Source organism: Streptomyces olivaceus (assembly GCF_000721235.1).
In the GTDB taxonomy this organism is placed as follows: Bacteria; Actinomycetota; Actinomycetes; order Streptomycetales; family Streptomycetaceae; genus Streptomyces; species Streptomyces olivaceus.
Genome location: NZ_JOFH01000001.1, coordinates 484,273 through 510,133, shown reverse-complemented (window position 1 = coordinate 510,133; position 25,861 = coordinate 484,273). Strand labels below are relative to the sequence as shown.

General features: G+C 72.5%; 26 protein-coding genes and 1 pseudogene. 9 read left to right on the top strand and 18 right to left on the bottom strand.

Translation table 11 applies throughout. From position 1 onward, the window contains the following. Positions 1–219: 219 nt before the first annotated feature. Both IG94_RS0102715 and IG94_RS0102710 read right to left on the bottom strand, forming a co-directional pair. Positions 220–528 carry a hypothetical protein gene (locus IG94_RS0102715; RefSeq protein WP_031030343.1) on the bottom strand — a complete coding sequence of 103 codons (309 nt, stop codon included), beginning with the start codon at positions 526–528 and terminating at the stop codon, positions 220–222. 7 nt (positions 529–535) lie between these two features. Next, positions 536–1,171 (bottom strand): ATP-dependent Clp protease proteolytic subunit, encoded by a 636-nt coding sequence (locus tag IG94_RS0102710; RefSeq protein ID WP_031030340.1) that lies wholly within the window; start codon positions 1,169–1,171, stop codon positions 536–538. A gap of 121 nt (positions 1,172–1,292) precedes the next feature. Between IG94_RS0102710 and IG94_RS0102705 the strand changes: the two genes are divergently transcribed. Together IG94_RS0102705 and IG94_RS0102700 are read left to right on the top strand one after the other, a co-directional pair. Continuing rightward, on the top strand, positions 1,293–1,625 hold the full coding sequence (locus tag IG94_RS0102705) for a type II toxin-antitoxin system Phd/YefM family antitoxin (RefSeq protein ID WP_031030338.1): 333 nt from the start codon (positions 1,293–1,295) through the stop codon (positions 1,623–1,625). Positions 1,626–1,782: 157 nt separating this feature from the next. Further along, positions 1,783–3,396, top strand: coding sequence for an alpha/beta hydrolase (locus IG94_RS0102700; RefSeq protein WP_031030335.1), 1,614 nt, complete (start codon positions 1,783–1,785; stop codon positions 3,394–3,396). Positions 3,397–3,442: 46 nt separating this feature from the next. Here IG94_RS0102700 and IG94_RS0102695 read toward each other — a convergent pair whose 3' ends face one another. The 3 genes from IG94_RS0102695 to proP form a co-directional block, all read right to left on the bottom strand. Continuing rightward, a complete protein-coding gene (locus IG94_RS0102695; RefSeq protein WP_107060393.1) occupies positions 3,443–4,477 on the bottom strand; it encodes an NAD-dependent epimerase/dehydratase family protein in 1,035 nt (344 codons plus the stop codon). Between the two features lie 78 nt (positions 4,478–4,555). Next, positions 4,556–5,278, bottom strand: coding sequence for a lysophospholipid acyltransferase family protein (locus tag IG94_RS0102690; protein ID WP_031030330.1), 723 nt, complete (start codon positions 5,276–5,278; stop codon positions 4,556–4,558). A gap of 137 nt (positions 5,279–5,415) precedes the next feature. Then, positions 5,416–6,930, bottom strand: coding sequence for a glycine betaine/L-proline transporter ProP (gene proP / locus IG94_RS0102685; protein ID WP_031030326.1), 1,515 nt, complete (start codon positions 6,928–6,930; stop codon positions 5,416–5,418). Positions 6,931–7,087: 157 nt separating this feature from the next. Here proP and IG94_RS0102680 point away from each other — a divergent pair, with 157 nt between their 5' ends. Further along, the gene (locus IG94_RS0102680; RefSeq protein WP_031030323.1) at positions 7,088–7,543 is read left to right on the top strand and encodes an RpiB/LacA/LacB family sugar-phosphate isomerase; all 456 of its coding nucleotides are present in this window, start codon (positions 7,088–7,090) and stop codon (positions 7,541–7,543) included. A gap of 193 nt (positions 7,544–7,736) precedes the next feature. On the opposite strand, the gene rocD is transcribed toward IG94_RS0102680, so the two are convergent. From rocD to IG94_RS0102665, 3 genes are all read right to left on the bottom strand, one after another. After that, positions 7,737–8,957 carry an ornithine--oxo-acid transaminase gene (gene rocD / locus IG94_RS0102675; protein ID WP_031030321.1) on the bottom strand — a complete coding sequence of 407 codons (1,221 nt, stop codon included), beginning with the start codon at positions 8,955–8,957 and terminating at the stop codon, positions 7,737–7,739. Next, positions 8,954–9,808, bottom strand: coding sequence for a dimethylargininase (gene ddaH, locus IG94_RS0102670; RefSeq protein ID WP_031030320.1), 855 nt, complete (start codon positions 9,806–9,808; stop codon positions 8,954–8,956). The genes rocD and ddaH overlap by 4 nt, the downstream gene beginning before the upstream one ends. Positions 9,809–9,933: 125 nt before the next feature. Then, positions 9,934–10,437 carry an Lrp/AsnC family transcriptional regulator gene (locus tag IG94_RS0102665; protein WP_031030319.1) on the bottom strand — a complete coding sequence of 168 codons (504 nt, stop codon included), beginning with the start codon at positions 10,435–10,437 and terminating at the stop codon, positions 9,934–9,936. Between the two features lie 77 nt (positions 10,438–10,514). Between IG94_RS0102665 and IG94_RS0102660 the strand changes: the two genes are divergently transcribed. The 4 genes and pseudogenes from IG94_RS0102660 (at position 10,515) to IG94_RS0102645 (ending at position 15,047) form a co-directional block, all read left to right on the top strand. After that, positions 10,515–11,276, top strand: a complete 762-nt coding sequence (locus IG94_RS0102660) for a LytR/AlgR family response regulator transcription factor (protein ID WP_031030318.1) — start codon at positions 10,515–10,517, stop codon at positions 11,274–11,276. Between the two features lie 3 nt (positions 11,277–11,279). Then, complete coding sequence (locus tag IG94_RS0102655) at positions 11,280–11,639, top strand: hypothetical protein (RefSeq protein ID WP_031030316.1); 360 nt, start codon at positions 11,280–11,282, stop codon at positions 11,637–11,639. A gap of 7 nt (positions 11,640–11,646) precedes the next feature. Next, positions 11,647–13,350 (top strand): annotated as a pseudogene (locus IG94_RS0102650) (sodium/solute symporter); the annotation flags it as partial. 491 nt (positions 13,351–13,841) lie between these two features. Beyond that, positions 13,842–15,047 carry a sensor histidine kinase gene (locus tag IG94_RS0102645; RefSeq protein ID WP_031030313.1) on the top strand — a complete coding sequence of 402 codons (1,206 nt, stop codon included), beginning with the start codon at positions 13,842–13,844 and terminating at the stop codon, positions 15,045–15,047. Positions 15,048–15,071: 24 nt separating this feature from the next. Here the strand turns inward: IG94_RS0102645 and IG94_RS41465 are convergent, their stop codons facing one another. The 5 genes from IG94_RS41465 to IG94_RS0102620 form a co-directional block, all read right to left on the bottom strand. Continuing rightward, positions 15,072–15,242, bottom strand: a complete 171-nt coding sequence (locus IG94_RS41465) for a hypothetical protein (protein ID WP_031030311.1) — start codon at positions 15,240–15,242, stop codon at positions 15,072–15,074. Between the two features lie 105 nt (positions 15,243–15,347). After that, positions 15,348–16,295, bottom strand: coding sequence for a cytochrome c oxidase assembly protein (locus IG94_RS0102635; RefSeq protein WP_031030307.1), 948 nt, complete (start codon positions 16,293–16,295; stop codon positions 15,348–15,350). 197 nt (positions 16,296–16,492) lie between these two features. Next, a complete protein-coding gene (locus tag IG94_RS0102630) occupies positions 16,493–17,518 on the bottom strand; it encodes a 6-phosphofructokinase (protein ID WP_031030303.1) in 1,026 nt (341 codons plus the stop codon). Positions 17,519–17,684: 166 nt separating this feature from the next. Beyond that, positions 17,685–18,413, bottom strand: coding sequence for a type 1 glutamine amidotransferase (locus IG94_RS0102625; RefSeq protein ID WP_031030300.1), 729 nt, complete (start codon positions 18,411–18,413; stop codon positions 17,685–17,687). A gap of 23 nt (positions 18,414–18,436) precedes the next feature. Then, positions 18,437–19,675 (bottom strand): Mur ligase family protein, encoded by a 1,239-nt coding sequence (locus IG94_RS0102620; protein ID WP_031030297.1) that lies wholly within the window; start codon positions 19,673–19,675, stop codon positions 18,437–18,439. A gap of 179 nt (positions 19,676–19,854) precedes the next feature. Here IG94_RS0102620 and def point away from each other — a divergent pair, with 179 nt between their 5' ends. Continuing rightward, a complete protein-coding gene (gene def / locus IG94_RS0102615; RefSeq protein WP_031030294.1) occupies positions 19,855–20,394 on the top strand; it encodes a peptide deformylase in 540 nt (179 codons plus the stop codon). Between the two features lie 30 nt (positions 20,395–20,424). Here the strand turns inward: def and IG94_RS0102610 are convergent, their stop codons facing one another. Further along, positions 20,425–21,081 (bottom strand): TetR/AcrR family transcriptional regulator, encoded by a 657-nt coding sequence (locus tag IG94_RS0102610; protein WP_031030291.1) that lies wholly within the window; start codon positions 21,079–21,081, stop codon positions 20,425–20,427. 168 nt (positions 21,082–21,249) lie between these two features. Here IG94_RS0102610 and IG94_RS0102605 point away from each other — a divergent pair, with 168 nt between their 5' ends. After that, entirely contained in the window at positions 21,250–22,476 is a 1,227-nt protein-coding gene (locus IG94_RS0102605) for an acyl-CoA dehydrogenase family protein (protein ID WP_031030288.1), read from the top strand. A 12-nt stretch (positions 22,477–22,488) separates the two neighbouring features. Here IG94_RS0102605 and IG94_RS0102600 read toward each other — a convergent pair whose 3' ends face one another. The 4 genes from IG94_RS0102600 to IG94_RS0102585 all read right to left on the bottom strand — a co-directional run bounded on the left by IG94_RS0102600 (position 22,489) and on the right by IG94_RS0102585 (position 25,843). Next, positions 22,489–23,043, bottom strand: a complete 555-nt coding sequence (locus tag IG94_RS0102600; RefSeq protein ID WP_031030285.1) for a cupin domain-containing protein — start codon at positions 23,041–23,043, stop codon at positions 22,489–22,491. Further along, the gene (locus IG94_RS0102595; protein ID WP_031030284.1) at positions 23,040–24,254 is read right to left on the bottom strand and encodes a cytochrome P450; all 1,215 of its coding nucleotides are present in this window, start codon (positions 24,252–24,254) and stop codon (positions 23,040–23,042) included. Before IG94_RS0102595 ends, IG94_RS0102600 begins: the two co-directional genes overlap by 4 nt. Beyond that, complete coding sequence (locus IG94_RS0102590; RefSeq protein WP_224227930.1) at positions 24,251–25,441, bottom strand: type III polyketide synthase; 1,191 nt, start codon at positions 25,439–25,441, stop codon at positions 24,251–24,253. Before IG94_RS0102590 ends, IG94_RS0102595 begins: the two co-directional genes overlap by 4 nt. A gap of 165 nt (positions 25,442–25,606) precedes the next feature. Continuing rightward, the gene (locus IG94_RS0102585; protein WP_031030278.1) at positions 25,607–25,843 is read right to left on the bottom strand and encodes a DUF6213 family protein; all 237 of its coding nucleotides are present in this window, start codon (positions 25,841–25,843) and stop codon (positions 25,607–25,609) included. Positions 25,844–25,861: the final 18 nt, after the last annotated feature.

The following is a 25,861-nucleotide window of genomic DNA, read 5'->3' as shown; positions in this document are numbered from 1 at the left end:
AACGTGCCCTTTGTGTTGTTACTCACCACTCACCCGTTCGGGTTTCCAGCCTCCGTGTTCGAATTCCTGTCGAGTGCGGTGCCGCCCCCGGACCAGTGGTGGAGCGGTCCCGGCCGGGGGTTCCGGTCGACGCGGCCGCAAGTTCGGGCAGCCGGAAATCGGAGGTGTATCTACGCCGAAGGGCGGTAAGCCGTTTGGTCCGTTTCGGCCGCGGGCTCCTCAACTGCCGGACGGTGGCGGAAGGCCGACCCGGGCCGTGCGCCGCTCGCCGTCCAGGACGCGCAGCGCGCGGGCGAGCGTGCCGGAGTGCAGGTCCGTCTCGCCGCGGCGGTGCATCAGCTCCAGCGCGTCCCGCAGGGCCGCCGCCCTGCCGACCAGCGTCTGGGCGGCCCGCAGCGCCCGGTAGGTGTCACCGTCCTGCGCGGGATTGATGCGCCCGAGCAGGTCGACCGCGTCCAGGTACCGGTCGATCAGCTCGCACTCCGCGCGGGTCAGGGCGGGCAGGGGCGGCAGCTCCGGTGGCAGCACGCGCCGCTCACCCGGTGGCGGGGGCGGCCTGCGCGGCTCCCCGGTTGGGCACGATCCGGTCCACCAGGCCGTACTCCACGGCCTGGTGGGCGTCCAGGATCATCTCCCGTTCGAGGTCGGCGCGGACCTGCCCGGGGCCGCGGCCGGTGTGCCGGGCGAGCAGCTCCTCCAGCCGGGCCCGGACGCGGGTCAGTTCGTCGGCCTGGATGCCGAGATCACTGGCCTGCCCCCGCACCGGCTCGGTCAGCGCCGGCTGGTGGATCACGGCCCGCGCGCCCGGCAGTATCGAGCGCTTGCCCGGTGTGCCCGCGGCCAGCAGTACCGCGGCGGACGCGCCGGCCTGGCCCAGGCAGGTCGTCTCCACGTCGCACGCGACGTACTGCATCGTGTCGTAGATCGCGGTCATCGCGGTGAAGGAGCCGCCGGGGGAGTTGATGTAGAGCGCGATGTCACGGTCGGGCGCCTGGTGCTCCAGGTACATGAACTGCGCCATCACGTCGTTCGCGGAGATCTCGTCGACCGGTGTGCCGAGGAAGACGATCCGCTCCTCCAGCAGCTTCGAGTACGGATCCGTCGTCCGGGTCCCGGCACTCGTGCGCTCGGTGAACTCGGGCAGGACGTGACGGGCGGACGGTCGGGTCATGGCGACCCCCTCCTCGTGGCAGAGCACTCTTCGGCCGCGGCTGACTCCGTGGTCTCCGTAAAAAATGTACAGGACGTACGTTACTCGGGAGTGGTTTCGGCCGAAACCGTAAGCTGGGGGCATGGCCTACGAGATTCCGGTGACGCAAGCCAGGGCTGAGCTCGCCGACCTGATCAACCGGGTGGTGTACGGCGGTGAGCGTGTCGTCGTGACGCGGCACGGCAAGCCTCTCGTCGCCCTCGTCTCCGCGGCCGACCTGGAGCGGCTGGAGGAGGCCCAGGAGCACGCGGACGGCCACGAGCACGCGGACGGCCAAGAGCACGTGGAGGGGCAGCACGCGGACGGGCAGATCATCACCTCGGTCGCCGCGGTGCACGACACCGGCGCCGCGGCGCCGCGTGAGCGCCACCGCTTCGGCATCACCGCGGAACACCGGGGCCCGAACGCGTCCTGACGGACTCCGCCCGGCCGGGGCCTCACCGTGATTCCGCCGATCGAACGCCACTCTCCGTTTATCGGATTGGCAAAGAAGTAGTACTAGCCCTGTTCTCAGGAATCCCACAGCCGCGAGGATCCCCGTACTTGTCGCGAACACGTACGGGGAGGGCACGTTGAGCAAGAACGGACTGCGGCGGAGGGCCACGGCGTTCGGCTCGGCCGGCGCACTGGTCACCGCCACGCTGATAGCCGGCGCCGTCACGGCACCCGCCGCGAACGCCGCCCCGGCCGGAGGCCACCCCTCCGCGCACGGCTCGGACCGTGAGGCCCGCGGCGCCGCCGTCGCCGCCGCCCGCGCGGCCAGGGCCGGCGTCGACTGGCAGGACTGCGCCGCCGACTGGGACCTGCCGAAGCCCATCCAGTGCGGCTACGTGAAGGTGCCGCTCGACTACGCCAAGCCGTACGGCAAGCAGATCGAGCTCGCCGTCGACCGCGTCGGCAGCACCGGCACCCGGAGCGAGCGCCAGGGCGCCCTCGTCTACAACCCCGGCGGACCCGGCGGCTCCGGGCTGCGCTTCCCGGCCCGCGTCACCGGCGAGAACGCCGTGTGGGCCAAGACCGCCAAGGCCTACGACTTCGTCGGCTTCGACCCCCGCGGCGTCGGACACTCCGCGCCCATCTCCTGCGCCGACCCGCAGGAGTTCGTCAAGGCGCCCAAGGCCGACCCCGTGCCCGGCTCCGAGGCCGACAAGCGCGCCCAGCGGAAGCTGGCCCGGGAGTACGCCGAGGGCTGCTCCGAGCGCAGCGGAGAGATGCTCCCGCACATGACCACGCCGAACACGGCGCGCGACCTCGACGTCATCCGCGCCGCCCTGGGCGAGAAGAAGCTCAACTACCTCGGCGTCTCCTACGGCACCTACCTCGGCGCCGTCTACGGCACCCTCTTCCCGGGCCACGTGCGCCGCATGGTCGTCGACAGCGTCGTCAACCCCTCCCGCGACAAGATCTGGTACCAGGCCAACCTGGACCAGGACGTAGCCTTCGAGGGCCGCTGGAAGGACTGGCAGGACTGGGTCGCCGAGCACGACGCGGCCTACCACCTCGGCGACACCCGCGCCGAGGTGCAGGACCAGTGGCTGAAGCTGCGCGCCGCCGCCGCGAAGGAGCCGCTGGGCGGTGTCGTCGGACCGGCCGAGCTGATCTCCTTCTTCCAGAGCGCCCCGTACTACGACTCCGCCTGGGCGCCGACCGCCGAGATCTTCAGCAAGTACGTCGCCGGCGACACCCGGGCCCTCGTCGACGCCGCAGCCCCCGACCTGTCCGACACGGCGGGCAACGCCTCCGCGGAGAACGGCAACGCCGTCTACACGGCCGTCGAGTGCACCGACGCCAAGTGGCCCGCGAATTGGCGCACCTGGGACCGGGACAACACCCGCCTCCACCGCGACCACCCGTTCATGACCTGGGCCAACGCCTGGATGAACCTGCCCTGTGCCACCTGGCCGGCCAAGCAGCAGACGCCGCTGAACGTGAAGACGGGCAAGGGACTTCCGCCCGTCCTGATCGTCCAGTCCGAGCGGGACGCCGCCACTCCGTACGCGGGCGCCGTCGAACTGCACCAGCGGTTCAAGGGCTCCCGCCTGATCACCGAGCGGGACGCCGGTTCGCACGGGGTCACCGGACTGGTCAACTCCTGTGTCAACGACCGGGTGGACGGCTACCTCCTCACCGGGAAGCTGGACGCCGAGGACGTGACCTGCGCCCCGCACGCCACGCCCACGCCGTAACCCCGCCCGGAGCGGAGGGGGCGGACGGCCGCACCCTCCGCCCGCCTCAGCCCCGCCGGGCGGCGAACCAGGCGTCCTCCGCCGCGTAGTCGAAGAGGTCGCCGTACGCCCGGAACATCTCCGGGTAGGCCTCCCGCCAGTCGCGGCCGGCGAGCCGCTCCTCGATGAAGGCGACGGTCTCCGCCAGGTTCTCCGCGTACCGGGCCACCGGGCGGTAGCCCAACTGATGTTCCGCCGCACTCATGTCGCTCACGACGGGCGCGGGTACGGACCACGGCGTGTCGCCCACCGGCCCGGTGGGCGGCGGACCGTCCACCAGGACGTCCTCGGTCTCCGCACCCATCACGGCGTCGATCGCCGCCGCGATCCCGGCCACCGTCGGCGCGTCCGGGTCCACCGCGTTCAGGACGCGGGAACCCGGCCGCGCCGCGGCCAGCCGGACCAGCTCGGCGATGTTGTGCACGCCCGCCGGGTGGAAGCGGCTCGCACCGCCGTACGCGAGGACCCGCCGGCGCCTGCCGTCGAGGTTGCGCTTGACGAAGTACAGCTCGCGCGGGGTACGGCCGTACGGACCGTGCACCGCGCCCGCGCGCAGCAGCGTCGCCGGCAACCGGTCGCCCGCGGCGAGGAGTTCCTGCTCCAGCGCCACCTTCCCGGCACTGTACGAGGTGTCACCGGGCCGGACGGTGCGCTGTGCCTCCGTCAGCGGCACCGGGTAGTGCGGGAAGCCGTCGGGCTCGGTCTGCGTGTCGAAGCTGCGGCCCCGGTCGTCCTCGTAGACGGCCAGAGTGGAGATCACGACCGCCGAGCCGACCCGTCCGGCCAGCGACACCAGCTGCCGTGCGTGCCCCGCGCCGAAGGCCACGGTGTCCACCAGGACGTCGCACCCCTCGCCGACCGCCGCCGACAGTGCCGCGTCGTCCTCCCGGTCGGCCCGCACCACCCGCACGTCCCCGGGCCACCCCGCGTCCCGGTCGCCGCCCCGCGAGAGCGCCGTCACCTCCCAGCCGTCCCGGGCCAGCGCCCCCACGGCCGCCCGCCCGATCTGCCCCGTCGCCCCGATCACCACAGCGCGTGTCATACGGCGACCGTAGGCGTCCCCCGGACGCGGGGCCACGGTGTTCTGCCGACGGCAGAGGACGCGTTCCGGTAGCGCCGGCTACCGGTGCGGCAGCCGGGGGAAGCGGCGGCCCCGGTCCGCCTTCGCGGCCTCCTCGGCCTTCACGTCCGCCGCGTACCGGTCGACGTACTCCTGCCCGGACAGCGACAGGATCGCGTAGAGGATCTCGTCGGTGACCGCGCGCAGGACCGCCTTCTCGCCCTCCATGCCCGCGTAGCGGGAGAAGTCCAGGGGCTCGCCGAAGCGGATCACCACGGGGTGCAGCTTCGGGATCTTGCGGCCCGGCGGCTGCGCCTCGAAGGTGCCGATCATCGCGCAGGGCACGACGGGCACGCCGGCCCGCAGCGCCATCACCGCGACACCGACCTTGCCCTTGTACAGCCTGCCGTCGTGCGAGCGGGTGCCCTCCGGATAGATGCCGAGCAACTCGTCCCGGGCCAGCACTCCGAGGCCCTCGCGGATCGCCGCCTGCCCGGCCTCCTTGCCGGAGCGGTCCACGGGGATCTGCCCGGCGCTGCGGAAGAAGAACGCGGTCAGCCGCCCCTTGAGGCCCGGGCCGGTGAAGTACTCCGCCTTGGCGAGGAAGGTGATGCGGCGCCGGAGCACCGCGGGCATCAGGAAGTGGTCCGCGAAGGACAGGTGGTTGCCCGCGACGATGGCCGCCCCGGACGCCGGCACGTGGTCCAGGCCCTCGATCCGGGGGCGGAAGGCCACCCGCAGGAGCGGGCCCAGCAGCACGTATTTGAGGACGTAGTAGAACAAGGCGACGCTCCTCACCCCGGCGGGACGGCTCGTTCGCCGTGTTCTCACTGGTCAACCGGCGTCTGCCGGGGTGCCAGTGTAGGTGCGGGCCGGGTGGTCCGGAACCCGGACCGCCCGGCCCGCCGGCCGCCCGTGCCTCAGAACTTCGGAGTCGGCGCCTGGGCCTCGACGATCTCCGCCGCCTCCTCGTCGGTCTGCACCGACGGCGGGGAACCGGCCAGCGGCTTCTGGGCCGTCTCCTTCATGCAGGCCACGGCCACGACACCGACCAGCGCGGCGGCCATCGCGTAGTAGGCGGGCATCATGTCGGAGTCGGTCAGGCTGATCAGCGCCGTGATGACCAGCGGTGTGGTGCCGCCGAAGATCGACGCCGACAGGTTGTAGCCGACCGACAGGGATCCGTAGCGGACGTTGGTGGGGAACATCGCCGGGAGCGCCGCCGACATCGTGCCGAGCAGGCAGACCAGGGACAGGCCCAGCATCAGCATGCCGCCCGAGACGGCGAGCAGACTGCCCTCCTGCACCAGCAGGAAGGCCGGGGCGGACAGGACGAAGAACGCGATCATGCCGGTCATCAGGACGGGCTTGCGGCCGAAGTGGTCGGAGAGCCGGCCGACCTGGTTGATGATCAGCATCAGCAGCACCATCGTGGCCACCAGGATCATCAGGCCGTGGCTCTCGCTGTAGTCCAGCTCGTCCGACAGATACGTCGGCATGTACGACAGCAGCATGTAGTCGGTGATGTTGTACGCGCCCACCAGCGCGATGCACAGCACCAGCGACCGCCAGTGGGTGCGGAAGATCTTGGCCAGGTCGCCCCGCGCGGTGGTCTCCACCGCGTTCGCCGCCTCCGAGACGTGGACGTTGGAGTCCTCCAGCTTCAGGAAGGCGGGGGTGTCGTCCAGCTTCAGCCGCAGATAGATACCCACGATGCCGAGCGGCGCCGCGACGAGGAACGGGATGCGCCAGGCCCACGCGTCCATCGTGTCGCTGCCCAGCGCCGCGGTGAGCGCGGTGACGAGGCTCGCCGCACCGGTGTACCCGGCCAGCGTGCCCAGCTCCAGGAAGCTGCCGAAGAAACCGCGCCGCTTGTCGGGCGCGTACTCGGCGATGAAGGTCGACGCGCCGCCGTACTCGCCGCCCGTGGAGAAGCCCTGCAGCAGACGGAACAGGATCAGCAGCAGCGGCGACCAGAAGCCGATCGAGTCGTAGCTCGGGATGAGCCCGATGGCGGCGGTGCCGATCGCCATCAGGATCATGGTCAGCGCCAGCACCTTCTTGCGGCCGATCTTGTCACCCATCGGGCCGAAGACCATGCCGCCGATCGGCCGCACCAGGAACGCCACGGCGAACGTGGCGAACGAGGACAGCAACTGGGCGGTGTCACTCCCCGAGGGGAAGAACACACGGCCGATGGTGCCCGCGAGATAGGCGTAGATGCCGAAGTCGAACCACTCCATGGCATTGCCGAGAGAGGCCGCCTTGACGGCTCGCTTGACCGCGGCCTCGTCCGTGACGGTGATGTCCGACCGGCGCAGCCGGGGATTCCGCCGACGTTTGATCGCCCGGAACAGGGCGGGGTGGCGGCGCACCGCCGCGGCGTCGGTCTCTTGGCCGTTCTCGGTGGGGGACGTGGCGGCCTCCCTTTCCACGCGCAGCCGCTCCGGGGGCGGAGCGCTGCTCGGTAGTACGTCTCTTCAGCTCGTACCCGTTCCCCCGATCATGCTCGGTATGGTCGTGACTTCAGTCATGTGGTTGAGCCGATGAGGTGACCGGCCCGGCGGGCGGGAAGCTGAGTAGGCTTCGCGCATGCGTATCGCCGTCTCCTCAGACATGGACGAACCCGTGGCCCGGCTCGTCGCCGACGAGCTGCGCGGACGCGGTCACGAGGTGCGCGTCCACGGCGCGCTGAGCCCCGGCGCCGACCCGCGGTGGGCGGCGTGCTCCGAGCGGGCCGCGCGCGAGGTCGCCGAGGGGCGGGCCGACCAGGCCGTGGTGTGCTGCTGGACCGGCACCGGCGCGTCCATCGCCGCCAACAAGGTCCCCGGCGTCCGCGCGGCCCTGTGCGCCGACGCGTACACCGCGGACGGCGCCCGCCGCTGGAACGACGCCAACGTGCTCGCGCTCAGCCTGCGGCTGACGTCGGCACCGCTGCTGCGGGAGATCCTCGACGCCTGGTTCGCGGCCGGGCCCAGCGAGGACGCCGAGGACCGGGACAACGTCACGCACGTCGAGCGGCTCGACGAGGGCCGAGCCGCTCGGTGACGTGCGACGGGCGGGGAGGGAGGCCCGCCCCCTCTCCCGGCCCCGGGGCGGGCGGGCCGGGAGGCCGAGGCCTTCTCCCGGCCTCCGGGGCGCGTCTCCCGGTCTCCGGCGGGTGGCTCCTGGTCTTCGGGGCGCGTCTCCCGGTCTCCGGCGGGCGTGTCCCGGTCTTCGGGGTGCGTCTCCGGCGGGCGGCTCAGGAGGTCAGGACCTTCTCCAGCGTCCCGAGCGCGCCCCGCAGCTCCTCCCCGGTGACGGTCAGCGGCGGGGCCAGCCGGATCGTCGAGCCGTGGGTGTCCTTGACGAGGACGCCCTCGCGCATCAGCCGCTCGCTGATCTCGCGGCCGCTGCCCAGTGCGGGATCCACGTCGACGCCCGCCCACAGCCCCCGCGCCCGGAAGCCGACGACGCCCCTGCCGACCAGGGCGGCCAGGCCCTCGCGCAGCACCCCACCCAGCTCTGCCGCCCGGCGCTGGAACTCGCCGGTCTCCAGCAGCTCCACGACCGCCGTGCCGACCGCGGCGGCCAGCGGGTTGCCGCCGAAGGTCGAACCGTGCTCGCCCGGACGGAGCACGCCCAGCACCTCCCGGCTGCCGACCACCGCCGACACCGGCACGATGCCGCCGCCCAGCGCCTTGCCGAGCAGCACCACGTCGGGCACGACCGACTCGTGCTCGACGGCCAGGGTGTGCCCGGTGCGCCCGAGCCCGGACTGGATCTCGTCCGCGACGAACAGGCATCCGGCCCGGCGGGTCAGCTCCCGCACCCCCGCCAGATAGCCGTCGTCCGGGATCAGCACGCCCGCTTCGCCCTGGATCGGCTCGATCAGCACGGCCGCCGTCGTCTCGTCGACCGCCTCCTCCAGCGCCGCCAGGTCGTTGTACGGCACGACCCGGAAGCCCGGCGTGAAGGGCCCGAAGCCCGCGCGGGCCGTCTCGTCGGTGGAGAAGCCGACGATCGTCGTCGTACGGCCGTGGAAATTGTCCGCCGCGACCACGATCGTCGCGCGGTCGGCGGGGACGCCCTTCACGTCGTAGGCCCACTTGCGGGCCACCTTGATGCCGCTCTCCACCGCCTCCGCGCCGGTGTTCATCGGCAGCACCATGTCCGTGCCGGTCAGCGCGGCCAGCCGCTCGGCGAACCCCGCGAGCCGGTCGTGGTGGAAGGCGCGCGAGGTGAGCGTCAGCCGGTCCAGCTGCCGGTGGGCGGCGTCGACCAGCGCCGGGTGGCGGTGGCCGAAGTTGAGCGCCGAGTACCCGGCCAGCATGTCGAGGTAGCGGCGGCCCTCGACGTCCTCGACCCAGGCGCCCTCCGCGCGGGCCACGACGACGGGCAGCGGGTGGTAGTTGTGCGCGAGGACGGGCTCCTCCGCGCGGATCAGCTCCTGCGAGCCGCGGGCACGGGCGGGGGCGGTCATGAGCGGGTCTCCCTGATCTCCTGGGTGCAGCACTTGATGCCGCCACCGGCCTTGTGGAACTCGGACAGGTCGACGGGAACGGGCTCGTAGCCGAGACCGGCGAGCCGGCCGGCCAGCTGCCGGGCCCCGGGCGCGAGGAACACGTGCCGTCCGTCGCAGACGGAGTTCAGCCCGAACGCCATCGCGTCCTCGCGGGTGGCCAGGACCGCGTCCGGGTACAGCCGCTCCAGCACCTCGCGGCTGCCGGGGGAGAAGGCGCCGGGGTAGTAGGCGATGTTGCCCGCGCCCCCCTTGCCGCCGTCGTCGCCGCTGCCGTCGTCGAGCACGAACAGCGCCGTGTCCAGGTGGTAGAAGTACGGGTCCACCAGCGTCAGCGAGACCACCGGCACTCCGAAGAACTCCTGCGCCTCGCGGTGCGCCTCGGGCGTCGTGCGGAACCCGGAACCCGCCAGGACCCAGCGACCCGCCGGGACCAGGTCGCCCTCGCCCTCGCAGACCGACTCGGGACGGTGGACGTCGAAGCCCTCCGTCTTGAACCACGTCTCGAAGGGCACGGACTCGGGACGCCGCTCGGGCGCGTGGAAGACGGAGCCGAGGACCCGGCCCTCCACCACGACCGCGCAGTTGGCGGCGAAGACCATGTCGGGCAGGCCGGGGACCGGCTCGACGGTGTCCACGGTGTGGCCGTGGGCACGGTAGGTGTCGACCAGCGCCTGCCACTGGTCGAGGGCGCGGACGACGTCGACCGGTCGGCCGGTGCTCATCCACGGGTTGATCGCGTACTGCACGGCGAAGTGTCTGGGTTCGCAGACCAGGAATCGCCGCCGGCGCGGCACACGGGACTCGGGCACAGAGGGGTACCTCCGCTTTTCACGGTGTGTGACAGGGTGTTGACACCACGGTAAGAAGTGACGGCCGAGCCCGACAAGCGACAAAGGCTGCGTGTTCCCGCAAGAATGCTGCGTCCTTCGTCCGGTCAGCGCACGTCTGCTGCGCCTTCCGGGGCGAGCAGGCCGGCCTCCGCCCCTGAACCGTCCGCGAGCAGGTGGGACAGCACCATCACACTGATCGTCTTCCGGATGAACGGCTCCGCACGGATCCGCTCCAGCACCTCCTCGAAGTGCTCCACGTCCCGCGCCCGCACGTGCAGCAGCGCGTCCGCCCCGCCGGTCACCGTCATCGCCGCGGTGATCTCCGGATAGCCCCGCACCACCTCCGCCAGCCGCCTCGGCGGCGCGGCGCCCTCGCAGTACACCTCCACGTACGCCTCCGTGCGCCAGCCCAGCGCGGAGGGCCGCACCGTCGCCGTGAACCCGGTGATCACACCGGTCTCGCGCAGCCGGTCCACCCGGCGCTTGACCGCCGTCGCGGACAGGCCGATCTCCGCGCCGATCTCGGCGAAGGACGTCCTGGCGTTCGCCATCAGAGCGGTGACGATCTTCCGGTCGAGTTCGTCGAACGGACTGGGCCTGCTGTTCATGACGGCACTGTATCCAGCGGATACGTCCACGTCGGGGGCGTGTGCAGGCGTACGGATCGCCCCTACACTCCACCTTCATGCTGCGCGCCCTGGCTGTCGACGACGAACGCCCCACGCTCGAGGAGCTCGTGTACCTGCTCAACGCCGATCCCCGCATCGGCACGGCGGAGGGCGCGAGCGACGCGACCGAGGCGCTCCGCCGCATCAACCGGGCCCTGGAGTCGGGCCCCGACGGTCCGGACGCCATCGACGTCGTCTTCCTCGACATCCAGATGCCCGGCCTCGACGGACTGGACCTCGCCCGGCTGCTGACCGGGTTCGCCCGGCCGCCGCTGGTCGTGTTCGTCACCGCGCACGAGGACTTCGCCGTCCAGGCATTCGACCTCAAGGCCGTCGACTACGTCCTCAAACCGGTGCGCAGGGAACGGCTCGCCGAAGCGGTGCGCCGGGCCGCCGAACAGCGCGGCACCACCGCCGTACCCGCCCCGCGCGTCCCCGTGCACGAACCCGACCCCGACCAGATCCCCGTGGAACTCGGCGGCGTCACCCGCTTCGTCCCCGTCGACGACATCACCCACGTCGAGGCACAGGGCGACTACGCCCGCCTCCACACCGAGAAGGGCAGCCACCTCGTCCGCATCCCCCTGTCCACCCTGGAGGAACGCTGGCGCGCCCGCGGCTTCGTCCGCATCCACCGCCGCCACCTCGTCGCCCTGCGCCACATCGGCGAGCTCCGCCTGGACGCGGGCACCGTCAGCGTCCTGGTCGGCACCGAGGAGCTCCAGGTCAGCCGGCGCCACTCCCGCGAGCTGCGGGACCTGCTCATGCGGAGGCCGTGAGCCGTGCCCCAGGACCCCGCCGAGCGCCGCGTCACCGTCACCGGCCCGCCCAGACGCACCCGCCGGGCCTCCGGCTACTACCGGCCCCGCACCGAGATCGACGAGCAGACCACCCTCGGCCACACCTACGTCCGCTCCCTGATGCGCAGCCAGCTGCGTGCCGGTCTCACCGCGCTCGCGGTCCTCGGCCTCCTCGTCGGGCCGCTGCCGCTGCTGTTCGCGGCGATGCCCGACGCCCGCCGCCTGGAATGGGCCGTCCTCGGCTTCGGTCTGTACGCGCCGCTGGTCCTCCTGGCCCGCTGGTACGTGCGCCGCGCCGAGCGCAACGAACGCGACTTCGTGCGCCTCGTCGAGGACCGATGACCCGGCCGTGAACTCCAGCTACGCCATACCCGCCGTCGCCCTCGTCGTCGTGGCCACCGTCCTCGTCGGCGCCTTCGGCCTGCGCATCTCCCGCACCACCTCCGACTTCTACGTCGCCTCCCGCACCGTCGGCCCCCGCCTGAACGCCGCCGCCATCAGCGGCGAGTACCTCTCCGCCGCGTCCTTCCTCGGCATCGCCGGACTGGTCCTCGTCCAGGGTCCCGACATGCTCTGGTACCCGGTCGGCTACACCGCCGGCTACCTCGTCCTGCTCCTCTTCGTCGCCGCCCCGCTGCGCCGCTCGGGCGCCTACACGCTGCCCGACTTCGCCGAGGCCCGGCTCGCCTCCCAGGGCGTACGGCGGCTGGCCGGGGCCTTCGTCGTCGGCGTCGGCTGGCTCTACCTGCTGCCCCAGCTGCAGGGCGCCGGCCTCACCCTGACCGTGCTGAGCGGGGCGCCCGACTGGCTGGGCGGGGTGATCGTCGCCGTCGTGGTCACCGCCATCGTCGCCGCGGGCGGCATGCGCAGCATCACCTTCGTCCAGGCCTTCCAGTACTGGCTCAAACTCACCGCCCTGCTCGTCCCCGCCCTCTTCCTGGTGCTGGCCTGGCAGGGCGACGGCGCCCCCGGCCGCGCCTTCGAGGAACCCGCCGCCTTCCGCGAGCAGCGCTCGGTCCGCGTCGACGACACCCTCACCCTCAAGCTGGCGGAACCGCTGACCGTCACCGCCGAGGGCACCGTGGACGGGCGGGCCCGCGACGGCACCCGGCTGATCCTGCCCGCGGGCACCCATCGCATCGAGGCCGGCACCCGCCTCACCTTCGCCGCGGACACGCCCGTCCCGGCCGCCGGACGAGGCGCCGACGACGCCCTGTCGCCCTCCCGCGCCGAAAGCCGCACCGAGCGCCCGCTGTACGCGACGTACGGCCTGATCCTCGCCACCTTTCTGGGCACGATGGGCCTGCCGCACGTCGTGGTGCGCTTCTACACCAGCCCGACCGGCGTCGCCGCGCGCCGCACCACCGTCGCCGTCCTCGGCCTGATCGGCGCCTTCTACCTGCTGCCGCCCGTCTACGGCGCCCTCGGCCGCCTCTACGCCCCCGAACTGACCCTCACCGGCGACGCCGACGCCGCCGTCCTGCTGCTGCCCGACCGGGTGATCGGGGGAGTGGGCGGCGACCTGCTCGGCGCGCTGGTCGCGGGCGGCGCCTTCGCCGCGTTCCTGTCCACCGCGTCGGGGCTGACCATGGCCGTCGCCGGCGTGCTCACCCAGGATGTGCTGCCGTCCCGCGCGGTGCCGCACTTCCGGCTCGGCACCCTGCTCGCCATGGCGGTACCGCTGGCCGCGAGCGCGCTGGTCGGCGGGCTGCCGGTGGCCGACGCCGTCGGTCTGGCCTTCGCCGTGTCGGCCTCCTCCTTCTGCCCGCTGCTCGTCCTCGGCATCTGGTGGCGGCGGCTGACGCCGCCCGGCGCGGCGGCCGGGATGCTGGTGGGCGGCGGGTCGGCGCTGCTCGCCGTCGCGGCCACGATGGGAGGCTTCCCGGGCGGCGGCGGGGCCCTGCACGCACTGCTGGCCTGGCCCGCCCTGTGGTCGGTGCCGCTGGGCTTCCTGACCATGGTGCTGGTCTCCCTGGCCACTCCGGGCCGGGTACCGGCCGGTACGGCGGCGATCCTGGCCCGCTTCCACCTGCCGGAGGAGCTGGGCACGGAGGAACTGCGCGGGGACGGCCTGCAGCCGGGCGGCGCCGCGACGCGCACCGGGGCGGAAGGACCGCGGGGCGGAGGGCCGCGAACGGAGCCGCGGACCGGCGCCCCGGAGCCGGAGCGGGCGCGGGCCGAGGGCCCGCTGACGGGAGCACTTCGAAACGGCGCGGGTCTGGGCCCGGCAAGGCCCCCGGCGGCCTCGGCACCGGACGCACCGGAGGCATCCCACCGTCCCACGGGGCGGCGCGACGGCGACCGGGCGGGAAGCCGGCAGGCGGGGAGCGGCCCGTCGGAGGCTGGGGTGCCGGCGGCGGCGTGCGGCGGTGACGGCCGCATGAGGGTCCCGCCGGCCGACGGCAGGGCGTCGGGGGAGTCGTCCCGTCGTGCCGGGCCGTGGGAGGGCGGCGGCTCGGCAGGGGGCTCGCAGGCCGGGAGCGGGCCGCCCGAGGGCGGGCCGTCGGGGGCGCCGGACGAGCGGGGGGCGCCGTGAGCGGCTCCCTGGGCGGGTTTCTGGCCGGTCTGGCCGTCGCGCTGCTGCCCCTGCTCGCCGCCGGCTTCTGGCTGGGCCGCCGCACGGCACGCCCGCAGCACCTCGGCGGCCTGGGCACCCCGGTCGAGCACGCCACCTTCCAGGCCCTGCACACCGCCTCCCTGGCCACGCCCCCGCTGCGGGCCGGTCTCACCGAGGAGACGGCCGGCCGGTCCGCACGCAAGCTGCGCTCCCTGCTCGGCACCGACGCGCTGTGCCTGACCGACCTCAAGGAGGTCCTGGTCTGGGACGGCGTGGGCGCCCACCACCGCGCCGAGGTCATGGAACGCCTCGCCGGACCGCTGGAGACCGGCCGCGGAGAGGCCTTCCGGCTCACCTGCGACACACCCGACTGCACCGTGCGCTGGGCCGTCGTCGCCCCGCTCACCGTCGACGACCGGGTGCACGGAGCCCTCGTCGCCTGCGCGCCCCGCGAGTCCGCCGTCCTGGTCCGCGCGGCCGGCGAGGTCGCCCGCTGGGTCTCCGTGCAGCTGGAGCTGGCCGACCTGGACCAGTCCCGCACCCGGCTGATCGAGGCCGAGATCAAGGCCCTGCGCGCCCAGATCTCCCCGCACTTCATCTTCAACTCGCTCGCGGTGATCGCGTCCTTCGTGCGCACCGACCCCGAGCGCGCCCGCGAGCTGCTCCTGGAGTTCGCCGACTTCACCCGCTACTCGTTCCGCCGACACGGCGACTTCACCACGCTCGCCGACGAGCTGCACGCCATCGACCACTACCTGGCGCTGGTGCGCGCCCGCTTCGGCGACCGCCTCGCCGTCACCCTCCAGGTCGCGCCCGAGGTGCTGCCCGTCGCGCTGCCCTTCCTGTGCCTCCAGCCGCTCGTCGAGAACGCCGTCAAGCACGGCCTGGAGGGCAAGGCCGACCGCTGCCGCATCCAGATCACCGCGCAGGACGCGGGCGCGGAGGCCCTCGTCGTGATCGAGGACGACGGAGCCGGCATGGACCCCGGGCTCCTGCGGCGCATCCTGGCCCGCGAAGTCAGCCCCTCGGGCGGCATCGGCCTCTCCAACGTCGACGACCGCCTCCGCCAGGTCTACGGAGACGACCACGGCCTCGTCATCGAGACGGCCGTCGGCGCGGGCATGAAGATCACGGTCCGGCTGCCGAAGTACCAGCCGGGCGTGCACTCGGCGGGCCGGATCGGCCGCGAGTGAGTCACCGGGTGCCCCGCACGGGGCTCAGGCACTGCGGGTGGTCACCAGCGCCAGGGTGATCAGGCCCAGCACGACCCAGCCGAACCACAGCCAGCCGTTGCTGCCGAGCGCCACCGTGTAGGCCGTCACCGCCACCAGGCCGCCGATGGTGAAGGCCCCCATCGTCTTCGTCGAACTGTCCGTGGAACCGGGCATCGCAACACCCTCCTCGTTGTCCGCTCCCCTCCATGGTGCCCCGGATCCGGCGCCGAAGGGTGCGGGAGGGCGAGATACGGCCCCGGGCCCGTGCTGAGCGGGCGGTCAGCCGCGTGCGTTCAGCGAGGCCAAATAGGCGTTGTACTCCGCCAGCTCCCTGTCCCCGTCGCGCTCGGCGGCCCGGTCGCTGCGCCGGGCCCGGCGCTCCTCGGAGGCGTACCACTGGAACAGCAGGGCCAGCAGCACCAGCACGGACGGGACCTCGCTGAAGGCCCAGGCGATGCCGCCGGCCGCGTTCTGGTCGGAGAGCGCGTCGATGCCGAGCGAGGCGGGCGGGTTCTCGAACGTCCCGACCATCGGCGCGGACGCCATCATCAGCGCGATGCCGAAGAAGGCGTGGAACGGCATGCCGGCGAAGAGCTCCAGCATCCGCATCAGGTAACCCGGCCGGTGCGGTCCCGGGTCCACGCCCATGATCGGCCAGAAGAACACCACGCCGACGGCGAGGAAGTGCACCATCATCGCGATGTGCCCGGCCGACGAGCCCATCAGGAAGTCGAAGAGCGGGGTGAAGTACAGCGCGTAGAGGCTCGCGATGAACAGCGGGATGGTGAACGCGGGATGCGTGATGATCCGCATGTAGCGGCTGTGCAGCAGCATCAGCAGCAGCTCCCGCGGACCCTTGCGGCCGCGGCCCGCGGGGGGCAGGGCGCGCAGCGCCAGCGTGATGGGGGCGCCGAGCAGCAGCAGGATCGGCGACACCATGCTGATGATCATGTGCTGCACCATGTGCACGCTGAACATGACCATGCCGTAGTCGTTGAGCCTGGTGCACATCATCAGCGCGACGCTCAGCACACCGACGACGAAGGACACGGTCCGCCCGACCGGCCACTTGTCGCCGCGCCGGGTCAGCCGCAGGACGCCCCAGCCGTACAGCGCCAGCCCCAGGAGGCAGGCGACCAGGAAGAAGGGGTCCGCCGACCACGCGAGACCCCGCCCCAGCGTGAACGGCGGCAGATCCGTCATCATGCCGTGCCCGCTGTGATCCATCCGCCGGCTCCTGTTTCGTGCTGATTGAGAGCGATTGAACGCCCCTTGTCCGGAGCCAAGCCTAGAACCGCCCCGGACGCCCCCTACGACCGGGGGCGCCCGGAGCGCGCTCCAAAGGGGCGCGGGGAACTGCGCGGCCGGCCACCGACGGCCCGCAGACCGCGAACCGTCTCAAGCCCCGAGCTGCGTCCGGCGGGTCACAGCACGCACTCCGCCTCCGCGTACCGCGCGTCCGGCACCGTCTTCAGCGACTCCACCGCGTCCGCCAGCGACACCATCCGGATGTCCGTCCCGCGCAGGGCCGTCATCATCCCGAACTCCCCGCGGTGCACCGCCTCCACCGCGTGCCATCCGAACCGGGTGGCAAGGACCCGGTCGTACGCCGTCGGCGTACCGCCGCGCTGGACGTGACCGAGTATCACCGGGCGCGCCTCCTTGCCGAGCCGCTCCTCCAGCTCGATGGAGAGCTGGCGGGCGATGCCGGCGAAGCGCTCGTGGCCGTAGACGTCCTTGCCGCCCTCGTCGAAGTCCATCGTCCCGGCCCTCGGCTTGGCGCCCTCGGCGGCCACCACGATCGCGAACCGCTTGCCCGCGGAGAAGCGCTCGCCGACCTTCGCGGTCAGCTCGCCGATGTCGAAGGGGCGCTCCGGCACGACCACGGCGTGGGCGCCCGCGGCCATGCCCGAGTGCAGCGCGATCCAGCCGGTGTGGCGGCCCATGACCTCCACGATCAGCACCCGCTGGTGGGACTCGGCGGTGGTCTTCAGCCGGTCCAGGGCCTCGGTGGCGACGGTCACGGCGGTGTCGAAGCCGAACGTCACGTCGGTGACCGCTATGTCGTTGTCGATGGTCTTGGGCACGCCCACGATCGGCAGGCCGTTGTCGGACAGCAGCCGGGCCGCCTTCAGGGTGCCCTCGCCGCCGATCGGGATGATCGCGTCCAGGCCGAGTTCCGCGACGTGGCCCCGGGCGCGCTCCACGCCGTCGCGCAGGTGCTCGGGACGGACCCGCGAGGAGCCCAGTACGGTGCCGCCGCGCGCCAGGATGCCGCTGACCGCATCCAGGTCGAGCTTGAGGTAGTCGCACTCCAGGAGGCCCTTCCAGCCGTCCCGGAAGCCGACGACCTCGTCGCCGTGGTCGACGACGGCGCGGTGCACGACGGACCGGATGACGGCGTTCAGGCCGGGGCAGTCGCCGCCGGACGTGAGCACACCAATGCGCATAGCCCGAATTACCTTCTCAACGTGGCACGGGTCCGGACCGCGCTGTCCGGCTCGATTCCCCGCCACCCTAGCGGTACGAGGGGGCGGGGCCGAACCGTGCGTCCGTCTGCTGGACGAGGCCGCTCAGCTGTGCGGACGGGCCATCAGACGGGCCGGGGAGAGCAGGTCACGCGGGCTGCTGCGCGGCCGCGATCCGCTCGCCCCGCAGTGCCTCGTACCAGCGGTCGTCGGTCGGCGGCAGCGCGTTGACGTCCAGGGCCAGCTTCAGCAGCAGGTCCGCGATCTGCGGGTTGCGGGCCAGCACCGGACCGTGCATGTACGTGCCGAAGACCGTGTCGTTGTACGCGCCCTCGGTGCCGTCGCCCGTGCCGTTGCCGTTGCCGAAGCGGACCTGGGCGAGCGCACGGGCGTGCGGCCCGACGTGGGTGACGCCCTGGTGGTTCTCGAAGCCGGTCAGCGGGGGCAGGCCGAGGCGCGGGTCGATGTCGCCGAGGACGTCACCGACGCACCGGTCGCCCTCGCCGCGCGTCGAGACCACGTCGAGCAGGCCGAGGCCCGGCTCGCGCTGGCCGAGGTCGTTGATGAACTCGTGGCCCAGGATCTGGTAGCCCGCGCAGACGGAGAAGACGATCGCGCCGTTCTCCACCGCCCGGTTCAGGCCGCCGTCGCGCCGCAGCCGCTCGGCCGCCAGCCGCTGCGGCCGGTCCTCGCCGCCGCCGATGAGGTAGATGTCGCCGGACGTCGGGATCGGCTGGTCGCTGCGCACGTCGAGCCGGGCCACGTCGAGGCCCCGCTGCCGCGCCCGGCGCTCCACGACGAGGGCGTTGCCCTGGTCGCCGTACGTGCTCAGCAGGTCCGGGTAGATCCAGACGATGCGCAGTTGGTTGTCGCTCACGGAAGTCCCCTGAAGTCTCGCGGTCAGTTGCCGACGCGGCGGCGCAGGTCCTGGAAGGCGGTGTAGTTCGCGATGACCTCGATGCGTCCCGGCGGGCACAGCTGCACGGCCTGGTCGAGGTCCTCGCACACCTGGAACTGCTGGTTCGCGACCTCCAGGCGCACCGCGAGGTCCAGCTTGCGGTCGCCGACCACGCAGATCGGGTGGCCGGTCAGCCGGGTGTAGTCCACGTCCCACAGCCAGGAGGTGTCGGTGCCGTCGGCGCCGCGCGCGTTCACCGAGAGGATCACCGGGGCCGGCGGCGGGTCGATCAGGGAGAAGGTCTCCAGCCAGCCGGCGGGGTTCTTGGCGAGCAGCAGCCGCAGGTCGCGGCCCTGGAACTGCACCACGTCGTAGCGTCCGGCGACCGCCTGCACCTGGTACATGCGCTCCAGGGCGACCTGCGGCGGCACCCCGAAGACGGCGGTGACGGCGGCCGAGGAGGCGGCGTTGGCCTTGTTGGCGCGGCCCGGCAGCTGGAGGTGGATCGGCCAGGCGGAGCCGTGCGGGTCGAGGACGTGGTCGCCGGACAGGGCCCAGCTGGGCGTCGGGCGGCGGAAGCCGCACTCGCCGCAGAACCAGTCGTCCCCGGGGCGCTGCATCACGCCGCCGCAGGACGGGCAGGACCAGGCGTCGTCCTTCCACATCTGCCCGGCGGCGACCCAGATGACGTTGGGGGAGGAGGACGCGGCCCACACCACCAGCGGGTCGTCGGCGTTGGCGACGATCACGGCCTTCGAACCGGCCAGGCCCTCGCGCCAGTTCTCCGCGAGCATCCGGGTCTCGGCGGCGCGGTCGAGCTGGTCCCGGGAGAGGTTGAGCAGCGCGATGCACTTGGGGTCGGTGGCCTGGGCGACGCCGACGAGGTACTTCTCGTCGACCTCGATGACGCCGTAACGGGCCTCCGCGCCGCTCGCCAGGGCGGAGGTGATGCCGGCCGGCATGTTGGCGCCGAGCGCGTTGGACACGACCGGGCCGGCCGCCTTGAGCGCCTCGGCGATGAGCCGGGTGGTGGTGGTCTTGCCGTTGGTCGCCGAGACCAGGGTCACGTCCAGGTGTCCGGCGAGCCGGGCGAGGAGGTCGGGGTCGAGTTTCAGCGCGACCCGGCCGCCGATCACCGAACCGCTGCCCCGTCCGGCGGCGCGGGACGCCCTAGCGACCGCCTTGCCCGCGGTCACGGCGATCTTGGCCCGCGGCGTGAGCGGGTCCGAGTTGCCTGCCATCAGTTCTCGATCCTCCTTGCCGTACGCGCCGCGCCTGAAGCCTGTGAAGCCTGACGGCCACGTGGTGTGGACCTCAGCCTATCGAGATCCATTCGCACTCCCGAATCGCGGCACCGGCCACCCGGTTCCGGCGGCGGGCGCGTGCCGCCGGGGGACACAGGGACCTTACTCTGACGGTCATGCGACACGGCTCCATCCCGGGCGCCCACGGGCGCGTCCGCCCCCTCGCCCTCCTCGGCGACCCCGTCCTGCACGCCCCCTGCGCCGAGGTGACGGACTTCGGTCCGGAACTGGCGGCGCTCGTGGAGGACTTGTTCGCGACCATGTACGCGTCCCGCGGCGTCGGACTGGCCGCGAACCAGGTCGGCGAGGGGGTGCGCGTCTTCGTGTACGACTGCCCGGACGACGAGGACGAGCGGCACCTCGGGCACGTGGTGAACCCGCGGCCGGTGGAGGCCGGCGGGGTGGTGGTGCGCGGCCCCGAGGGCTGTCTGTCGCTGCCGGGTCTGGAGGCCGGCGTCGAGCGGTACGACGAGGCGGTCGTGACCGGCGTCACGGTGACCGGGGAGCCCGTCACCGTACGCGGGACGGGGTTCTTCGCGCGCTGCCTGCAGCACGAGTGCGACCACCTGGCGGGCCGGGTGTACCCGGAGCGCCTGTCGGGCCTGCGTCACCGGCGGCTGATGCGGAAGGCGGCGCGGGCCCCCTGGAGCCGCTGAGGAGCGGGGCCCGGCGCGGGCGCAGGGCGGTCAGAAGCCGGGGCCGCCCGCCTTGTCCCCGGCGGCGGCGAGCCGCCCCCACAGCAGGTCGGCCAGGCTGCCGACCAACTCCGCCCGGGTGCAGGGGCGTTCGCCCAGCCACCAGTCCCCGGCGGCGTGCATCATGCCGACGATGCCGTGCCCCCAGACCCGGGCCAGCTGCTGGGTGCCCGGGCCGACGTCGAGGCGCTCCTCGATGACCTGGGCCAGTTCCTCGCCCATGCGGCGCAGCAGCGGTGCCGAGTGCTTGCCGACGTCGAAGCCCTGCTCGGCCTGGTCGCCGGGGGTGGCGGCGCCGTCCGCCGGATGCATCAGGAAGCGGTAGACCTGCGGGCGGGCCTCGATGGCCGCCAGATAGGTGTCCAGGGTGGCCTCGACGCGCTGCCGCCGCTCCGCCGGGGCGTCCAGCGCGGCGCGCAGCGAGGCGAGGAGGGCGTCCGTGTGCCGCATGGCGAGGGCGGCGTACAGTCCGCCCTTGTCGCCGAAGTGGCGGTAGAGAATGGGCTTGGTGATGCCGGCCTCGGCGGCGATGGCGTTCATCGAGGCGTGCGGACCGTCGCGCAGCACCACCCGGTCGGCGGCCTCGAGCAGTTCGCGACGCCTGTGGTCGGCGGACCGCTGCTGGCCGGTCCGCTGTGTGGTGTCCATGTGCTCTCCCCACCCGTGCTGTTTCCGTGACGCCTGCGCAAACTAACACTCACAGGGCACCGCCCATCGAACGGGAGGTGACGGGCCTCGGGAGTTGACTTTTCCTACCGACCGGTAACAGACTCCGAGTTACCGTTAGTAACATGCACGTGCGTCACTGGAGGGGACATGGCCGAGTTCACCATGGAGCTCAACGACGAACAGAAGGAGGTCCGGGACTGGCTGCACGGCTTCGCGGCCGACGTCATCCGCCCCGCGGCCGCCGAATGGGACGAGCGTGAGGAGACTCCCTGGCCGGTCATCCAGGAGGCCGCAAAGGTCGGCATCTACTCCCTCGACTTCTACGCCCAGCAGTACTTCGACCCCACCGGCCTCGGCATCCCCATGGCCATGGAGGAGCTGTTCTGGGGCGACGCGGGCATCGCCCTGTCGATCGTCGGCACCGGCCTCGCCGCCGTCGGCGTCCTCGCCAACGGCACCGAGGAGCAGATCGGCACCTGGATCCCGCAGATGTACGGCGACGCCAACGACGTGAAGGTCGCCGCGTTCTGCTCCTCCGAGCCCGACGCGGGCTCCGACGTGGCCTCCATGCGCACGCGCGCGGTCTACGACGAGGCCAAGGACGAGTGGGTGCTCAACGGCACCAAGACCTGGGCGACCAACGGCGGCATCGCCAACGTCCACGTCGTCGTCGCCGTCGTCGACCCGGAGCTGGGCTCCAAGGGCCACGCCTCCTTCATCGTGCCGCCGGGCACACCGGGGCTGTCGCAGGGCCAGAAGTTCAAGAAGCACGGCATCCGCGCCTCGCACACCGCCGAGGTCGTCCTCGACAACGTGCGCGTACCCGGCTCCTGCCTCCTCGGCGGCAAGGAGAAGCTGGACGCCCGCCTGGCCCGCGCCCGGGAGAAGGCCAAGAGCGGCGGCGAGCGCGTGAAGAACGCGGCGATGGCCACCTTCGAGGCCTCGCGCCCCGCGGTCGGCGCGATGGCCGTCGGCACCGCGCGCGCCGCCTACGAGGAGGCGCTGGAGTACGCCCGCACCCGCGAGCAGTTCGGCCGCCCGATCATCGACAACCAGGGTGTCGCCTTCCAGCTCGCCGACATGCGCACGTCCATCGACGCGGCCCGGCTGCTGGTGTGGCGGGCCTCGTGGATGGCGGTCAACGGCAAGCAGTTCACGGCGGCCGAGGGCTCGATGTCCAAGCTGTTCGCGAGCGAGACGGCGAAGAAGGTGACCGCCCAGGCGGTCCAGATCCTGGGCGGCAACGGCTACACGCGGGAGTACCCGGTGGAGCGGATGCACCGCGACGCCGCGATCTACACCATCTTCGAGGGCACGAGCGAGATCCAGCGGCTCGTGATCGCACGGACCCTGGCGGGCGTGCCGATCCGTTAGCAGGCCGATCCGCTAGGCCCGGTCGGAAGCGTCCTGGCCGGGCCTGAGCGGTGTCAGCTGCTCGATGTCGTACCGGGCCCGCAGCGCCTCGATGGCCGCGTGGTCCGGCGGGCCCCCGCCGGCGAGGATCTCCAGCAGTTCCTCGAAGTACCGCTCGTGGTCCGGGGGCGGGCTGGCCTGGAAGAACATCTTGGCCGGCTCGCCCGTAGGGTTCGCGAAGGCGTGCGGACAGCCGGGCGGTACGACGATGACCGTGCCCGGCGTCGCGCGGACCACCCGGTTGCCCGAAGGCGACTCCCAGGTACGCCAGTTGTCGGGGGTGCGGAGCCGCGGCTCGAAGGCGAGCACGTCCAGCTCGCCCTCCAGCACGTAGAACAGCTCCTCGCTGCGGGCGTGCACATGGGCGCCGACGTCGAAGCCCGGCGGCACGACCACCTCGAAGGTGGACGCCGCGCGCGAGTGCGAGCCCGTCACCTTGAAGGTCACGTGCTGGGCCGGCGCCTGCACGACCCTGCCCTGCCCCGGTGGCACCAGCAGCCCCTCCGCGGCCGCCGCGAGCCCGCTCACCAGGTCACCGGCAGGGCCTCGGGCCCGCGGATCAGCGCGCCCTTCTTGAAGGGCACGTCCTCGGGCGCCACCGCGAGCTTCAGCCCCGGCACCCGGTCCAGGACCGCGTCGACGAGCAGCTCGGACTCCAGCCGGGCCAGCATGCCGCCCGGGCAGTAGTGCGGGCCGAAGCCGAACGACACGTGCGGGTTGGGGGAGCGGTCGAAGTCGACGGTGTCGGGGTCGGAGAAGACCTCCGGGTCGCGGTTGGCGGCCAGGTACGACACGTAGACCGCGTCGCCCGCCCGGACCCGCACCCCCCTGATGCCGACGTCCTCCAGGGCGATCCGGGACAGCCCGACGGCGTTGCGGTGGGGAATCCAGCGCAGCAGCTCGTCGATGGCCCGGGGGCGGACCTCCGGCTCGGAGCGCAGCCGCTCGGCGAGTTCGGGCCGGCTCAGCAGCAGGTGGAACATCTGCCCGCTGTTGTTGGTGACCGCCTCGCCGCCGATCTGCAGCAGGACCGCGAGGCCCACCGCCTCGGCCATCGTGATGTCGCCGCGGCCCACGGCGGCGCCCAGCAGCGAGGTGACGTCCTCGCCGGTGCTGTCCGCGCGGAGCCCGACGAGGTCGGAGAAGTAGGTGCTCATCTGCTGCTTGGCCCGCTCGCTGACCTCGGCGCCGTGCGAGGAGGACAGGATCAGCTGGGTCCAGGTGTGCATGGCCTGCCGGTCGGAGGCCGGAACGCCCATCAGCTCGCAGATCACCGCGATGGGGAAGGGACTCAGCACGGCCTCGGTGAGGTCGGCCGGCGGACCGGCCGCCAGCAGGGCGTCGACCAGCTCGTCCAGCATCTCCCTGGAGTGCTCCCGCACCCGTTCCACGCCCCGCGCCGTGAAGGCGGCGGCCACCGAACGGCGCAGCCGGGTGTGGTCCGGCGGGTCCAGGAAGCCGACCGCGCCGCGCGCCGGGATGAAGTGCGGGGCGAGCCGGGTGACCTGCCGGTCCATGACGGCCTCGCGCCCGAACCGGGGGTCGTTGGTGACGAACCGGACGTCGTCGTGGCGGGTCACCAGCCACGCCCAGCCCTCGCCGTTGGGCAACGAGATGCGGGTGAGGGGACCCTCGCGCATCAACTCGGTCAGCACCGGGTCGAAGTCGCTGCCCGGCAGGTCGGCCGCCGGCCACGGACGGACCGGCGGCGCCGCCTCGGACATCGTCTCTTCCCTCATGCCTGCCTCACACTCCGTCGCAGTTCCCGTGCCATGTCCTCGCGCAGGTCCCGGCGCACGTCCGCGGTCTGCCAGTGGCCCAGGGACATCTCCGCGGTGATGCCGGGACCGAAACCGGCCAGCAGCCCGCGAGCCCCCTCGCCGGCCCCGCCCTCGTCGAAGAGCCTGCGCAGCGCGTCCAGGACAACGGCGCTGGCGATGTTGCCGTACTCGGTGAGCGTGGCCCGGCTGAAGCGGAACGCGTGCGGGTCGACCTGGAGGAACGTGCTGAGGTCGTCGAGGATGCGGGGGCCGCCCGCGTGCACGATGTAGAAGTCCAGGTCGGAGGCGTCCCAGCCGTGGCCGCTCGCCATCTCCCTGAGTGCCGGAGCCAGCGGCTCCATCGTGGCCGGTACCCGCTTGTCCAGCAGGAAGTGGAAGCCGGTCGCCTTCACGTCGTACATGATCCACTCGGCGGTCTCGGGGATCAGGTACGAGCCGTTGCGCTCCAGGGACACACCGGTGCCGCCCCGGCCGCGGACCACCGCGGCGGCGATGCCGTCGCCGAAGAGTCCGTTGGAGAGCAGGGAGCCCACGCCGAGGTCGGTGGGCTGGTAGCACAGCGAGCAGAACTCGCAGGCCACGATCAGGGCGTTGGCCTCGGGGTAGGCGGTGCAGAAGTCGTGGGCCCGGTTGACCGCGGCACCGCCGGCCGCGCAGCCGAGCTGGGCGATGGGTATCTGCCGCGTGGTGCTCTCGAAACCCATCTCGTTGATCAGCCAGGCCGTGAGCGAGGGCATCATGAAGCCCGTGCACGAGACGTAGATGATCACGTCGATGTCGGTGGTGAGCAGCTCCGCGTCGTCCAGGGCCCGCCGGATCACGGCCGGGACCCGGGCCTTCGCCTCCCGCTCGTAGAGCTTGTTGCGGTCCTCGAAGCCGGGGTGCTTCAGCGTCTCCTCGATGGGCTGCACGAGGTGCCGGGTGCGGACCCCGGTGTTCTCTATCAGCCGGAGGGCGAGCGGCAGTTGGGGGTGGTCGGGGTGGCGCCGGCGAGCCAGCTCCAGCGTGTCCTCCATCGTGATCACGTGCTCCGGGACGGACACCGAGGGTCTGCACAAAGTCGCCATGAACCGTGCCTGCTTTCGCCTCGCGGAAGGTTGACGCCCCCGGCCGGAAAGTGCTGCACCTGTTACGGGGGTGCCCATCCACGATCACCCAGCGGCACGGCGATCTCTCGCGGGGTTACTCCGTCCCGGGGACCGCGGCGGCCGGCGGGGAGGCTCCGGGGGTGTCGTCCGGATCCTGCCGGGGCCGTCTGGAAGGCGCCGTTGCCTGGAACCGGCCGGATCCGGACGACACCCCCCTCGGCGTCAGGAGGAGCGGTCGCTGCTGTGGGCGATGCAGGCCACGTCGATGCGGTCGGCCAGCTTCGCCAGCTCGATGGTGAGGGCCGCGACCGTGTCCTCGTCCAGGCCCCCCTCGCCGGTCTCCACCAGCCGCAGCCACCGCCCGCCCACCGTGCGCAGCAGCTTGCTCACGTCGGACGCGGCGACCTGGAGCGTGCCGCGGTCGTCGACGATCAGAGGCAGGGTCACTTCGCGGTTCACAATAGGGATCGTAGTCGC